The organism is Chroococcus sp. FPU101 (assembly GCF_017312365.1).
In the GTDB taxonomy this organism is placed as follows: domain Bacteria; phylum Cyanobacteriota; class Cyanobacteriia; order Cyanobacteriales; family Microcystaceae; genus Chroococcus.
In genome coordinates this window covers 38909-52441 of sequence record NZ_BLJI01000005.1, presented here as the reverse complement: position 1 = coordinate 52441, position 13533 = coordinate 38909, and the positions used below count along the sequence as shown (strand labels likewise).

At 36.9% G+C, this 13533-nt stretch carries 12 protein-coding genes; 4 read left to right on the top strand and 8 right to left on the bottom strand.

All coding sequences use genetic code 11. The features are described 5' to 3' along the window. Positions 1-5: 5 nt before the first annotated feature. The 4 genes from CFPU101_RS07380 to larE form a co-directional block, all read right to left on the bottom strand. A complete protein-coding gene (locus CFPU101_RS07380) occupies positions 6-1466 on the bottom strand; it encodes an HlyD family efflux transporter periplasmic adaptor subunit (RefSeq protein WP_206814686.1) in 1461 nt (486 codons plus the stop codon). After that, positions 1463-4174, bottom strand: a complete 2712-nt coding sequence (locus CFPU101_RS07375) for a peptidase domain-containing ABC transporter (protein WP_206814685.1) — start codon at positions 4172-4174, stop codon at positions 1463-1465. The genes CFPU101_RS07380 and CFPU101_RS07375 overlap by 4 nt, the downstream gene beginning before the upstream one ends. Positions 4175-4211: 37 nt before the next feature. Continuing rightward, positions 4212-4796 carry a helix-turn-helix domain-containing protein gene (locus CFPU101_RS07370; protein ID WP_206814684.1) on the bottom strand — a complete coding sequence of 195 codons (585 nt, stop codon included), beginning with the start codon at positions 4794-4796 and terminating at the stop codon, positions 4212-4214. Between the two features lie 308 nt (positions 4797-5104). Then, entirely contained in the window at positions 5105-5917 is an 813-nt protein-coding gene (larE, locus tag CFPU101_RS07365; RefSeq protein WP_206814683.1) for an ATP-dependent sacrificial sulfur transferase LarE, read from the bottom strand. Between the two features lie 72 nt (positions 5918-5989). Here larE and rppA point away from each other — a divergent pair, with 72 nt between their 5' ends. Both rppA and CFPU101_RS07355 read left to right on the top strand, forming a co-directional pair. Then, positions 5990-6670, top strand: a complete 681-nt coding sequence (rppA, locus tag CFPU101_RS07360; RefSeq protein ID WP_206814682.1) for a two-component system response regulator RppA — start codon at positions 5990-5992, stop codon at positions 6668-6670. A 141-nt stretch (positions 6671-6811) separates the two neighbouring features. Continuing rightward, positions 6812-7144: a hypothetical protein gene (locus tag CFPU101_RS07355; RefSeq protein ID WP_206814681.1), complete on the top strand. Its 333-nt coding sequence runs from the start codon at positions 6812-6814 to the stop codon at positions 7142-7144. A gap of 50 nt (positions 7145-7194) precedes the next feature. Here CFPU101_RS07355 and CFPU101_RS07350 read toward each other — a convergent pair whose 3' ends face one another. From CFPU101_RS07350 to CFPU101_RS07340, 3 genes are all read right to left on the bottom strand, one after another. Beyond that, positions 7195-7623: a hypothetical protein gene (locus CFPU101_RS07350; protein ID WP_206814680.1), complete on the bottom strand. Its 429-nt coding sequence runs from the start codon at positions 7621-7623 to the stop codon at positions 7195-7197. 139 nt (positions 7624-7762) lie between these two features. Further along, positions 7763-8539 carry an MBL fold metallo-hydrolase gene (locus CFPU101_RS07345; protein WP_206814679.1) on the bottom strand — a complete coding sequence of 259 codons (777 nt, stop codon included), beginning with the start codon at positions 8537-8539 and terminating at the stop codon, positions 7763-7765. Positions 8540-8592: 53 nt separating this feature from the next. After that, positions 8593-9000 (bottom strand): CoA-binding protein, encoded by a 408-nt coding sequence (locus tag CFPU101_RS07340; protein ID WP_242577810.1) that lies wholly within the window; start codon positions 8998-9000, stop codon positions 8593-8595. 8 nt (positions 9001-9008) lie between these two features. On the opposite strand from CFPU101_RS07340, the gene CFPU101_RS07335 reads away from it, so the two are divergent. Together CFPU101_RS07335 and cbiE are read left to right on the top strand one after the other, a co-directional pair. Continuing rightward, the gene (locus CFPU101_RS07335) at positions 9009-9632 is read left to right on the top strand and encodes a cobalt-precorrin-8X methylmutase (protein ID WP_374191936.1); all 624 of its coding nucleotides are present in this window, start codon (positions 9009-9011) and stop codon (positions 9630-9632) included. Beyond that, positions 9629-10867, top strand: coding sequence for a precorrin-6y C5,15-methyltransferase (decarboxylating) subunit CbiE (gene cbiE, locus CFPU101_RS07330; protein WP_206814678.1), 1239 nt, complete (start codon positions 9629-9631; stop codon positions 10865-10867). The genes CFPU101_RS07335 and cbiE overlap by 4 nt, the downstream gene beginning before the upstream one ends. Here the strand turns inward: cbiE and CFPU101_RS07325 are convergent. After that, positions 10862-13468, bottom strand: coding sequence for a CHAT domain-containing protein (locus CFPU101_RS07325; protein ID WP_206814677.1), 2607 nt, complete (start codon positions 13466-13468; stop codon positions 10862-10864). The genes cbiE and CFPU101_RS07325 overlap by 6 nt on opposite strands. Positions 13469-13533: the final 65 nt, after the last annotated feature.

The following is a 13533-nucleotide window of genomic DNA, read 5'->3' as shown; positions in this document are numbered from 1 at the left end:
TACCTTTAGAGATCTAAACCGCTTTTTTGTAACTTTTTAAAAGGATCAAGGACAAAATCAATCAGTTTTCGTTGTCGTACGATGACTTCTGCTGTTGCTGTCTGTCCTGGGGTAAGGGGAACACAGGTTTTAGCGGTTGGAAGACAAGTCTGTTGAAGCTCAATTTCTAAATCAAAAGTTGTGACCTGTCCTTGCTCCGTTTGCGTTACCTTGGAAGTGGGGGAAATATCGCTTAACTTGCCTTCAACAATGCCGTAGTCTTGGAATGGATAAGCATCAAACTTCATTTTGACAGGCATCCCGACCCGTAATGAGCCGCTTTCTGTGGTTGCCATTTGCGCCCGTAAGACTAAAATAGTTCCAGTAGGGGCAATCTCTGCGATCGCATCTCCCGATTTAACGACGACTCCAGCATTTTTGACCGATAACTGAAAAACGATACCGTCTACTGGTGATTTTAAAACCCGTTGGCTCAGTTGAAATTTTAAAGACTCGATCTGACTTTGAATTTGGGCGATTTCTGCGGTTAGTGTGGTGATTTCTGTTTCAAGATTTTTGAGTTGTTCTTGACTTTTGAGGAGTGCCAGTTGGCCAGAATAAATCAAACTTTCTGAACTTCCTTCTTGTTCTTTGAGTCGTAGTTGAGATTGAACGATTTCTGCTTGTGCTTGACTCATTGCTCGCTCATAACTATTTTGTTGTTCTCTAAAGCGTGATTCAGACTGAATAATATCAAATTGAGCTTGTGTTAGTCGTTCTGAGTTTTCTTTTACTGACTGCTCTACTTCTAGATAACGATCTCTTGAAATTACGCTATCTTCTAAGGCTTGTCTGTAACGTTGGTATTTTTCCCGTGCGCCTTTCAAATTGATGTCAGCTAAGTTATGAGCAATTTTGTTTTTAGCTAAGTCTTGTTTAGCTTGATCAATTTGGGATTGTTTTTCATCTTTTTGGATGGAATAAGCCAATTTGAGAGCTTTAAGATTTTGCTGTGCTTGCTCGATTTGGGCTTGTTTTTCTAGGATTTGGGCTTGATTTTGTTGTTCTTGGGTTCGATTTGCTTGTATTAGCTGATTTTTGAGTAATTCTAACTGAGTGAGCCGATTTTGTTGACCTTCTAATTTTTGCTGTTGTTCGACAAGTTCTGTACTGACAATTTCTGATTCTAGTGAAAGCAAACGCTGTCCCGCTTTGATGGCTTCACCTTCTTTCACCATTACTGCTGATACAGTTTCGGCGACAGGTGCATCAAGTTTAATGGTTTTGCCTTTTGGTTCTAGTCGTCCTCTAGCGGTTCCCGTTTCATCGACTCTTGAAAACATCGCCCAAGGTAAAGCGATCGCAAGAAACAGCATTAAACAATATAATAATCCTCGTGTCCAAATGCGGGGGAAAGTATCGATCAATTCTTGAGTTAAAGAAGACCAATCCTCTGTAGGTGGATGTTTACTTAGTTGGTTTGTCATAATTGAGAACTCATTAATTGTTGTTGGTTAAGGTAGAAATAATGACCACGCCGAGTCATTAACTCCTCGTGGTTTCCCTGTTCAACGACAACCCCTCGATCTAAAACTAAAATCAAATCAGCATTGCGGACTGTAGAAAGACGATGAGCAATAATAAAGGTGGTTTGGTTTTGCAGAATGGTGTTGAGATTGGTTTGAATAATTCTTTCTGATTCTGCATCAAGGCTACTGGTTGCTTCGTCTAAAATCAGTAGTCTAGGATTTCCCAGAAGTGCGCGGGCAATCGCAAGGCGTTGTCGTTGTCCACCTGAAAGCATTCCACCCCCTTCACCAATTTGTGTTTCATAACCCATCGGTAGATCGGTGATAAATTGATGTGCGCCAGCCAGTTGCGCGACTTCGATCACTTCTGTTAGGGCGGCTTCAGGATGACCGAGACTAATGTTGTCACGAATGGTACCACCAAAGAGAAATGTATCTTGGTCAACTACACCGATTTGCTGACGTAGCGATCGCAGATCTAAACTCGCCACATCATAACCATCAATCAAGATCTTTCCTTCAGTGGTCGGATAAAGCCCTAAAATCAGCTTAGAAATCGTCGTTTTTCCCGAACCACTACGCCCGACAAGTGCAACCGTTTGCCCTGGCTGTACCTCAAAATTAATATTTTCTAGGGTGTTTGTCTCACTTTCAGGATGGTAGCGGAAGGTGACAGACTGAAAACGAATTTGTCCACAAATGGGGGGTATAAATTGGCGGAACTGGTGCTGTATGTCTTCTTCAGGTGGGGCATCGATTACATCGTGTATCCGTTCAAGGGCAATCATCACCTCTTGTAGTTCATTCCATAGTACAATTATTCTTTGGAAAGGACGAATGACGTTACCCAGTAACATATTAAACGCAACCAATTGACCGATCGTTAGTTCATTTTGAATGACTAGCCACGCGCCAAACCAGAGTAAAGCGGCGGTGATAACAGCTTCTATTGTTGAGCTAAAAATCTGAAGTGTATTACCAATAACCTGTCCAGAAAAGTTCGTTTTGGTTGATTTGCCAAAAAGTTCCTCCCAGTGCCAGCGTACCATCTGTTCAACCGCCATTGATTTAACGGTACGGATACCTGTGAGGGATTGAATTAAATATCCCGTTTCTGCGGTATAAGCATTAAAGATCTCGCGGGAAACTCTTTGTAAGAAAGGTGTAGCGAGGAGTGCCAGTAAAATAAACGGTGGCACCATGACCAATACCAGTAAGGCAATTTTCCAGCTATACCAAAACATTAAGGCGAAATAGATGAATACAGTGAGTAAATCCAGAAAAATAGATAGAGCTTCACCTGTTAGGAAACGCTGAATTTTTCGATTTTCTTGGATGCGGGAAATGATATCGCCAACATAACGGGATTCAAAGAAATTTAGGGGTAAACGGAAGGTATGGCTAATAAAACCGACAATTAGGGTTAAATCGACTCGATTCGCTGTGTGTTCGAGGAGATATTGCCGTAGTCCAGTTAGAGCAACCCGAAACAATCCGAAGATCAGTAATCCTAATCCTATTGCGGTGAGGGTGAGATGGCTACGTTGTACGACGACTCGATCTAACAATAACTGAGTTAATAGGGGTGTAATGAGTCCAAAAATTTGAATAAAGATGGAAGCGATCAATACTTCTAACAGTACTAGCCAATGGGGTTTAACTAAATCAAAGATTTGCCACAGGGGTGTACTCGTTTCATCCGTGTCTTTAAAGTTTGCTGTCGGTTGTAGTAACAATGTATAGCCAGTCCAACCATCTTGGAATTGTGTATGAGTCAAACACAGTAAACCAATGGCAGGATCAGCAACAATGACCCGATCGCGTGTTACTTTGTAAACGACTATGTAGTGTTTTCCTTCCCAATGAACGATCGCAGGTAAGGTTTGTTGAGCGAGTTTGTTAAGGCTGGCTTTCACGGGACGACTGCTAAACCCGATGCTTTCTGCTGCTGCGGCTAAACCTTTTAAAGATGAGCCATTGCGGTTGACATTAGCCATGTCTCGCAGACGATTAATATTAAAGTGCTTACCCCAGTAACGTCCTACCATCACTAGACAAGCGGCTCCACAATCTGATACGCTTTGTTGTGCAAAAAAGGGATAGCGTTGAGTCATCCGTTGCCACAATTGTTTGACTTGTACGCTAGGTTTGGGAAAATAGGCTTTAGCGATTTTTTTTGAGTGATGTTGATTAAAAGAGGGGACGGCGCGAGTATTAGAATGGACTGGTGGCTCTGTTTCTGAAAGTTTGTTCTGTAAACGTCTTGCTTGTTGATAGAGATGATGGCGAATAGCAGGATAACGATGAATTAAGTGTTGGATGTATTCATCGTTTAGGTAGCAAAGTTTTAAATTGACTGAAGCTCGAACCGCATGGGGTTGATATTTGAGTTCTGGAAAAAGTGCTGATTCACCAAATAATTCACCTGTACTAAGCGAGGTGATTAAATTATCAGCTGAGTCGAGTAATCTGGCTTTTCCTGCTAGAACAATATAAAGCCCGAATGGGCCTGTCGTTGATTGCCAAAACCGCTTACCTGCACTGAGTTCTAGGATGTGCATTTGCTGGTAACACGTCGCTAATTCTGTTTCTGAAAGAGTAACTCCTAATGTTTGAGCGAGATATTGACTCAGTTGTTTGGATCGATTAAAAGTTTGCTGAACCATATGCTTTTATTGCTCAAGTTTTTTAATGGTGCTTCGGCTATTCAGATATTGGAAACCATGTCGGGTTAATGTGGCTCACAGGAATTAGATGATTAGTATGGGAAGACGTTGATAAATCTTCAATCACAAATCTGCTGTTTGATACGTTTTGGTTTTCGGGTTCAACTGCTTTGTTTTGGCGTGTAGACAGTCCCATTGTTTTGAGGAGACGGTTAATATGTCGATCGCTGGTTTGAATTCCTGTTTCTTTGAATAGATGTTTACTCAACCATTGAGCCGTCCAACGTCCGAAAGAATAGCCAAATTCACGGGGACTACGGTTGACTAACTCCCTCAGTCGATTTAAGTATGATTCGTCAATTACTTTGGGACGACCAATTCTACCTTCACTCCATTGATGCGCTTGACCTAATTTTGCGATCGCTATCCAGTAACGAGCCGTATCTTGACAACATCCCAAAGTTTTACAGATTTGGGTTTGAGTGTATCCTTGATCTGCTAAAAGCATAATTTCGATACGCTGCCGATATTCTTGACTTAAGTCGGTTTCTAAGCTTTTGGTCAAGTGTTTACGTTGAAATGGCGTTAGAATAATGCCTCGCTCTAACTGTTCGTGGTTCATTTGTGTATTAAGGTAAGAGTTTTATAAGTTCTAGTCTCAGTATGTTCCTAATTACAAAGCCGTACCAGCAATTTTAGGCATCTTAAGTATCAATGTTCGGTGTTTTTACTGAGATGACTGGAAAACTTGATTCTGATTAGAATACAGCGTCTAAAATTTTTGATTTAATTTGCTTAAAATGCCTAAAAGTTCTATTACATTTTATTGTTTTAATACACCATCAGAAAACAGAAAATCTACTATAATGAAACTCATTTAGTAGATCAATAACAGGAAAAAATAGATAAAATAAACGAAATAAACAGAGATTAACGAATTCCTTGATTTAACTTACCACTACGATAACCTTCTAAATCAAGGGTGACATAAGTAAAGCCAAACTGTTGAAAAGATGAAACTAAATCAGAAAGATTTGTTTTAAGAATAAAATCTTGAATTTGTTCGGATGGTAATTCTATTCTTGCAGTTTCGCCATCAGAACGTACTCTGAGACTACGATAACCGAGTTTGCGTAAATAGATTTCAGCGCGTCCAACTCGTTGTAATTTGTTAATGGTAATTTCTTCACCATAGGGAAAACGAGAACTAAGACAAGGTTGCGCGGGTTTATCCCACCAAGGTAGCCCTAAATATTGTGAGATTTGTCGTACTTCTGCTTTAGTAATGCCTAATTCAGCTAATGGCGATCGCACTCCGCGTTCTTTTGCTGCTTGGATACCTGGGCGATAATCTTGTAAATCATCGGCATTTACCCCATCGATGACATAAGGATAGTCTCTTTGTACTGCTAATGGCTTTAAGGTGTCGTGGAGTTCGCTTTTACAAAAATAGCATCGATTGACGGGATTTGAGGTGTAGTTTGGGTTTTGCATCTCCATTGTTTCGATCAATTCTTGTTTAATTCCGATATAATCAGCTTGTGCGATTGCTTCTTCGAGTTCTTCGCGTAGTAGTGAAGGGGAAACCGCAGTAATAGCAAGTGCCTTTTCACCCAAAACATCATATGCAACTTTCGCCATCAAGGTACTATCGACACCACCTGAGTAGGCGATTAACGCCCGTTCCATCTGGGATAATAAGTGTTTTAATGCTTCTAACTTTTCTAAAACAAGGGAATTCATATTTGTATAATGATGATGTCTTATTCTTAAATCTTCATTCCATCCAAACATCAGAAGGTTAAAAAAGTCTAGATGAAAATTCTTTTAGTTGATGACGAAACAGAATTAACTGAACCTCTGAGTCATGTTTTGTCACAGGAGGGCTATCAAGTTGAAATTGCGGATAATGGTACTGATGGTCTAAATTTAGCGCAACAAAACATATATGATCTAATGATTCTTGATTGGATGTTACCGTATCAATCGGGAGTAGAAATTTGTAAAAAGATCCGAAGCCAAGGTAATTTAACCCCTGTTTTAATTTTAACGGCAAAAGATACAATAGACGATCGCGTTTTGGGTTTAGATGCAGGTGCGGATGATTATATTGTTAAACCGTTTCAGTTACGGGAATTATTAGCCAGAGTTAGAGCCTTACTCCGTCGTTCTCCCAATTTTGAAGCAAATCCCAATGGAAAGCTAAAAATTGCGGATTTAGAGCTAGATTCAGAAAACCAAATCGCCTATCGTCATGGCAGAGTGATTAGTTTATCGGAAAAAGAAACACAACTTTTAGCGTATTTAATGAGTCATGCGGATCAACTTCTGACTCATGAACAAATCTATCAACATTTGTGGACAGAACAAGAAGCACCAAATAGTAATGTGTTAGCTGCGTTGATTCGTCTTTTGAGGCGAAAAATCGAGATTGAGGCAGAAAGTCCACTCATTCATACTGTCTACGGGAAAGGTTACCGTTTTGGTGAACAGTAATCCTTGCATTTTCGGTTATTGTCCATATTTATACGGTAATTTAGTGATCGAGATCATCGACAAGCGTAATAATTTGTAATATGATGTAGGAATATCCACTCAGGATATGTGTTGATAATGACAACTTTCGGGGTGACATTTATGTTAAGAGTCCAAAAGCCTCAAAGCCCCAACGTTGCAGATTTAACGGATTGCATTTATGTAAACACCCAGATCCTACCAGAAAACTACGCTGCTCTACGCTCTGGCTTTGCAGGCTATCCCTCTAATCCACGTTGGACTGTTGCAAAATATCAAGCATGGAAATTCGGTCGTCAGTTGCGCGATGCTTATACTAAAGGTCACATGACTGTTCGTTCTACTGATTCTATGTTAGTCCCTATTCAAGAAGGGGACAGCCTCGATGATAAACCTCCTAGTAAAACTTTATGGAAGATTCCCCAAATCCGTCTCATAGGTTACCAAACCGTCTGAATAAAAAGAGCAGTTAATCTAAACATGATTTCTGCTCTTTCGCTTTTAGTTTAACTATCTTGCGCTCCATTTGAATCAGTCTTTGTATTGTTTTGTCGCATCAAATAATCAATAATTCGATCTAGTCTTTCCATCGCTGCACTTGTTGAAGATAATTTATCGTCTAGACGTTCGACAAAGCGAGTTAATTGTAATTGAGAATCCGCTAATTGTTTGACTGCATTGGCTAAATTAGATTGATTACTCGTTAATATTTCCTGTGCTTCGATTAATTTTTCTTGTTGTTGTTCGATTTTTTCAAATATCGTCAGAAAGCTGGTTTGTGCGCGTGCCATTAATCCCTGATGGTGTTCCACTTGATAAACTTGTTTGGTTAGGTCATCAATTCTTTGAGTGATGTTTAGATGAGCCGTTGCAATACTGTGACAAGTATTCACTAATTGCTCGATTTGTTCATCGCTGAGTGGATCAAGGGCCATCAGGGTTCATTCCTTTTTTATCTTTCCGATATTTTAGCAAGATTAGGGGAGACAAAAAAAGAAGTGATGACCTCATTGAAATAATTTCTTACTATTTAATATTAGAGAACTTGCACAGTGTGAAGCTAAAACTCATAATTTAATAAGAAATGACGGGTTTTAAATCTAGTGCTACTTTTTCTCCCGATTTTGGCTCTAAAACTTGGGTAGATAAATGATTTTCTTGAAGTTGTTTTTGAAATTGCTCGGAACTTCCTTCTGTGCTTAAAAGTGAGTTGAGTAGTCCTTCAAAGTTAATATCTCCTCCAGCAGCCGTAGGTAAAATAACTTGCGGTTTTAGCCACTGACAGACTTCTAAGGCGTTTTTTTCTCCTTTAATGACAGCACCTACTACAGGTAGTTTTAAATTAACAATCGGTGTAATAATGACATCGATCGGTGAAAATTCTTTAATCGTTTGGGAATGATAGCCATGTGGCTCGTAATATAGACTTAAGCCACTATCTAATGCTTTTAGAATATAACCATTTTCGACGAGTGTTGGCCCGACTGGAGAACCTGGAACTGCTTTGATTTCAATGACATTTTCAAAGATATATTTGTCTTGATGTGCGAGCGTCGTAATTTGAGTATATCCCAATTCTTTCACGACTTTTGTGGCATTCGGAGACGCAACAACAGGAATATTACGATCAAGTTGTTTTAAGGTTGGGGGATGAGCATGATCTTCTAATCCTTGTGAGAGTAAGATTAAGTCGATATTTTCGGGGATAGGGTGTGAACTCGTTTTTTTCCCGCGAAATAGCCAGCTTAAGTTCCCAAATGTCAAGTCTCCTACTAACCAAGGATCGAGTAAAATTCGTTTTCCACCCAGTTCAATTAACCATGAGTTGCTATCAAAGTAAGTCAGTTGCATATGATTTTTATCTATGAAATGTATAAGTCTATTATTTTCATTGTAAAGAATTGTTATGCAAGTAGTCTGAGGTATTCTACTTTGATACACCGATCCATAATGACATTTAACCCTGATTTTATGGCTTTTTGGGCGGCGTTTGCCTCATAGATCCCGATTTGCGTCCATACTGTTTTTGCTTGAATTGAGATAGCAGCTTCGACGACTTCCATGACAAACTCAGAACGACGAAAAACATTAACAATATCAATCGGTTCAGGAATTTCTTTTAGAGATGGATAACAAATTTGCTCATCAATTAATGTTATGGTGGGATTTACTGGATAAATAATATAGTCTCGTTTTTTCAGAAATTGTGCAATTTGATAACTAACGCGAGACGGTCGATCAGAGTGACCAACAACAGCAATAACTCTGCTACTGTTTAAGATAGTCTTGATTTGCTCATCATCGTTACGCATAAATATCAGTGAATCTCAATCATCCAATTTTAGAACAAAGTTTTGCCATTATTGATCAAGAAATTGGTCAACATTCATTTAATGCTTCAGAATATACGATCGTCCGTCGAATTATTCATGCAACCGCCGATTTTGAATATCTCAATTTACTTTATTTTAGTTCGGATGCTATTGAAACTGGAATTGATTGTTTACGAAAGGGTTATCCAATTGTGACCGATGTTAGGATGGTAAAATATGGAATCCGTACTTTAGTCAATAAAACGTTTCAAAATCCAATTATTAGTGCAGTCGAACAAGTAACAATCCCTGAACCAGAGAAAACTCTTACAGAAACAGGTTTATTACAGTGTTTTCAAAAATATCCAGATGCTATTTATGTGATTGGAAATGCACCAACTGCTTTACGTGCTTTGTGTAAAGAAATAAATAAGACTCAATTACAACCAAGTTTAATTATTGGTGTTCCCGTCGGGTTTATTTCTGTTGTAGAATCTAAACAAGCACTGGCACAAATTAAGATTCCTCAAATTCGAGTCGAAGGTAGAAAGGGAGGATCTCCAGTAGCTTCTGCTATTATTAATGCGCTATTAGTTTTGGCGAAAGAAAGAGAATTAAACGAAAAATCATGATCGATGTTGTTGGGATTGGTTTAGATGGCGTTTCAGGATTAACAGAAACCGTTAGAAAAGTAGTTGAAGAAGCAACTATTTTAGTAGGAAGTAATAGACATTTAGACTATTTTCCTAATCATCTTGCTAAAAAAATTGTATTAAAGGATATTCAGCAAACACTTATTGAAGTACAAGAACAATTACTCAATCAAGAAAAAATCGTGATTTTAGTCAGCGGTGATCCGCTTTTTTTTGGTTTAGGACGTTTACTTTTAGAACAATTTCCATCTGAAATTTTACAGTTTCATCCTCATCTTAATTCTGTACAATTAGCTTTTAATCGGATTAAAGTCCCTTGGCATGATGCACAAATTGTCAGTGTACATGGTCGCGCTTTAGATGAATTAAATCAATTATTACAAAAAGGGGTAGAAAAAATTGCGATTCTGACTGATTCGGTTAATAATCCTGTTGCGATCGCTGGCTTTTATTTAAGCTTAGAAATTACCACTCAATATAATTTTTGGATTTGTGAAAATTTAGAAAGTGAAACAGAAAAAATTACTCAATTTTTAGCTCAAGATTTAGTTTTAAAATCAGACAATGATTTTGCAGGTTTAAATATAGTCATTTTAATTCGACAAGAGAATAATCATATTCATCTCAATAACTTACCTTTATTTGGCATAACAGATTCAAACTTTTTAGCATTTAAAGACCGTCCAGGTTTAATGACAAAAAGAGAAATTAGATTAATTATTTTAGGAGAATTAAGCTTACAAGAAAAACAAATTATTTGGGATATTGGCGCAGGAACTGGGTCAGTTTCCATAGAAATCGCTCGATTGTGTACATCTTCACAAATTTATGCAATTGAAAAAACAGCAATAGGAATTAATTTAATTGAGCAAAACTGTCAACGATTTAAGGTAACTAATGTTAATCCTATTTATGGGATAGCACCTAATATTTTAGAGAATTTACCTTCGCCTCATCGGATTTTTCTTGGAGGAAGTAGCGGTAAACTGGATACAATTTTATCCTTTTGTAGTCAAAAATTAGAAAATAAAGGAATCATTGTTCTAGCCTTAGCAACTTTAGAAAATATTCATCAAAGTCTTTTATGGTTTAATGAAAATAACTGGCAATATAAATTATTACAAGTACAAATTTCTCGTTCAACAACGGTCGGTGAATTGACTCGTTTTTCGCCACTCAATCCAGTGACTATTATTACGGCTCATCAATTATAACCAATTCCCTAATAATATATATGCAGACCAATAAAAAGGATGACGATATTTAGCGTTACTTAATAATTTTAGTTTGGCTTCTCTTAAAGATTGTGATTTTGTTTTTTTACCAACTGCTAAAGTTTGATAAAATGTTCTCATCAATTCAGCGCTTGCTTCATCATTAACTGACCAAAGTGTTGCTATTGTACTTCTTGCACCCGAACGAACTGCTATACCCGCTAAACCTAAAGTCGCTTTTTCATCACCTGTAGCTGTTTCACAAGCACTCAAAACTAATAATTCAATAGCATTATTTTGGCTATTACTTTTTCCTTTTAAAAGAGACTCTAACTGACGGACATTAATTTTTTTATCCCATGATAAGAGAAATGTTTGCTCAAAGTTTGAACTAAATTGAGAGTGTGTAGCTATATGAACAATGGGAAAAGAATTATCTAAAAGTTGCTCTTGAAAATCTTGAAATGTAAAAGCTTGATTGAGCATAATTCTACTTTTAACATTTTCTTGAATGCTTTCTAGCTCTTGAGCAACATAATAAAGGGGTGAAAAACCCTTTCTTGCTTGTGTTATACCTACACCTAATGTGTATAAACTGGTTTGCTGTAGAGGTTGAGGATTTAACAATTGTAACCCTGGTGTTAAACTTGTTTCATATTTTTCTATCAGATATTGCTTTCCATCATATAAAGTCCCAACGGGAATATTACGCAAAGCACCATCTAAAACAAAAACAAGTGTTTCTATCTGAGCGTTTTTCAGGTCTTGTTCTAAAGGTCGTATTAACCATTGATATAAATTTTGAGCAGGTTCATAAAAATCACGCCGACTGCGTATAACTAATGTTTGACGTAGTTTTAAAGCAGTCGATGTGAGTTGTGATTTTGGGACTGGAGTAACATAGCGTTTTAGGGGTTGTTGTGGAAGACTCAGGATAATTTCTAGACGGTCTGGTAAAATAATAGGATATATAACAGCCGCATCTCGAGCAAGTTCATCAATTGATTTGGGTTGTGCTTTTAAACAGTTTTCTTGCAAAAAATTATCTAATTCTGCTAATTGTAAAGATTCAATAGTAGATCTAGCTTTGATTAGATTCTCTTGAGGAATATTACCATTTGTATCGGGTTGCAAAAGAAGACTGACTAATTCTCTGTATACGGGTTCAACTGTTGAAGTAAAAGAAAATTGAATATTTTGATTAGTATAAACTATATCTTTTTTAAGTAATTCCAATGTATTAACTGCTTCATTATAAACAAAAATTGCTTTTTCATGGTCACCTACAAGATGCAAAATTCTTCCTAATTGCCACTGCCAACGATAAATTATTTCGGGTGTATTTAAAGATTGAGCTATTATAAGTGCTTGTTCAGTTAGTGTTTGAGCAATATCTAATTGTTTCGTTTGTTCATAAATCGCACCTAAATTACCTAAGGCATAAGATTCTATTCTAGGTGAGTTTATAATCTTTGCTTGTTGTACTATATTTGCTGAGATTTTAGCGAGTTCTAACCATGATGGTAAGTTAATATTAGATGATGTTTTTTTGATTAAAATTAAATGACTAATAAAATTGATTTGAGCATAAATTGCATCTTGAGTAATCGGTAGTTCTTCTAATTTAGAGGAAATCTTTTTAACTAAATCTGGAATAGCTGTCCATTGCTCAGTAACCTGAAATAACTCTAATTGTTGAAGTAATATTAAAACTTTTGTTAAAGGATTAACGGCTTCTATTTCAGCTTTTTGATAAAAGTCTAAAGCTATTTTATGGTTTTTTTCACTACTATAAATTTTTCCTAAACTCAATAAAATAATAGCTTGGTCTTCTGAGGAATTAGCTTGTGATAAAAGGTTTTGTAAAATAATCTGTGATAATTCAGGTTGCGCGGTCTCTCTTAATTCTTTTGCTAGGGTATGCCAAGCAGTAAATTTAACTGAATCTATGTTATTTTCTAATTGTTTTAATTTTTTTATAATTATATTTTTGTTGTGTTCTAACCTTGGTATTTTATCTAAATTATTAGGTAAACAGATTGTCAAATCTACTTGTAAAGCTTCTGCTAAAATTTGACAAGCACGTGAATGTAACCCCATTAAATCTAATGCTTTAGCTTGATTAACTTGACTGCGTAAATAACCAATTTTATCCGAGCTTTTAGCATAAGCTTGACTAGCTTTTTGCCAAGTTTCTAAAGCTTGTTCTGCTTGCCCTTTACCTAATTGTATTAAGCCTTGATTATTTAATATTTGAGCAATTAAAGATAGATTAACTGAGGTTTCACTAACTGATTTAATTAAATTTAAACTTTGTGCAAGTGCTTGTTCTGCTTTTTCCCATTCTCCTTTTTGCTGATAGGCTAATGCTAAATTACTTAAGACTCTAGCTTGACTAAATTGATCATCTTTTTCTTGATAAACTTGTAAAACTTGTTCCCAAATTTGAATTGCTTGTTGAGATTGATAATTTTGATAAAAATTTATACCTTGTTGTTCTTGTTCTATTGTTGAAGTTTGTGCTGTGACCAACGTGGAATTTAGAGCAATGGTCAAGCTAATGAGAGCAATTAATAGCCATTTAATTAAGCGATTAAACATACATAAGCCGCTTTTGATGAATATCAATTTTTGAGGTAGGTTTAGATTGACCAAAGCCTTACCAA

Coding starts and splice junctions, on each gene's coding strand:
- CFPU101_RS07380 (WP_206814686.1), bottom strand. CDS start 1,466: ATGACAAACCAACTAAGTAAACATCCACCTACAGAGGATTGGTCTTCT.
- CFPU101_RS07375 (WP_206814685.1), bottom strand. CDS start 4,174: ATGGTTCAGCAAACTTTTAATCGATCCAAACAACTGAGTCAATATCTC.
- CFPU101_RS07370 (WP_206814684.1), bottom strand. CDS start 4,796: ATGAACCACGAACAGTTAGAGCGAGGCATTATTCTAACGCCATTTCAA.
- larE (WP_206814683.1), bottom strand. CDS start 5,917: ATGAATTCCCTTGTTTTAGAAAAGTTAGAAGCATTAAAACACTTATTA.
- rppA (WP_206814682.1), top strand. CDS start 5,990: ATGAAAATTCTTTTAGTTGATGACGAAACAGAATTAACTGAACCTCTG.
- CFPU101_RS07355 (WP_206814681.1), top strand. CDS start 6,812: ATGTTAAGAGTCCAAAAGCCTCAAAGCCCCAACGTTGCAGATTTAACG.
- CFPU101_RS07350 (WP_206814680.1), bottom strand. CDS start 7,623: ATGGCCCTTGATCCACTCAGCGATGAACAAATCGAGCAATTAGTGAAT.
- CFPU101_RS07345 (WP_206814679.1), bottom strand. CDS start 8,539: ATGCAACTGACTTACTTTGATAGCAACTCATGGTTAATTGAACTGGGT.
- CFPU101_RS07340 (WP_242577810.1), bottom strand. CDS start 9,000: ATGCGTAACGATGATGAGCAAATCAAGACTATCTTAAACAGTAGCAGA.
- cbiE (WP_206814678.1), top strand. CDS start 9,629: ATGATCGATGTTGTTGGGATTGGTTTAGATGGCGTTTCAGGATTAACA.
- CFPU101_RS07325 (WP_206814677.1), bottom strand. CDS start 13,468: ATGTTTAATCGCTTAATTAAATGGCTATTAATTGCTCTCATTAGCTTG.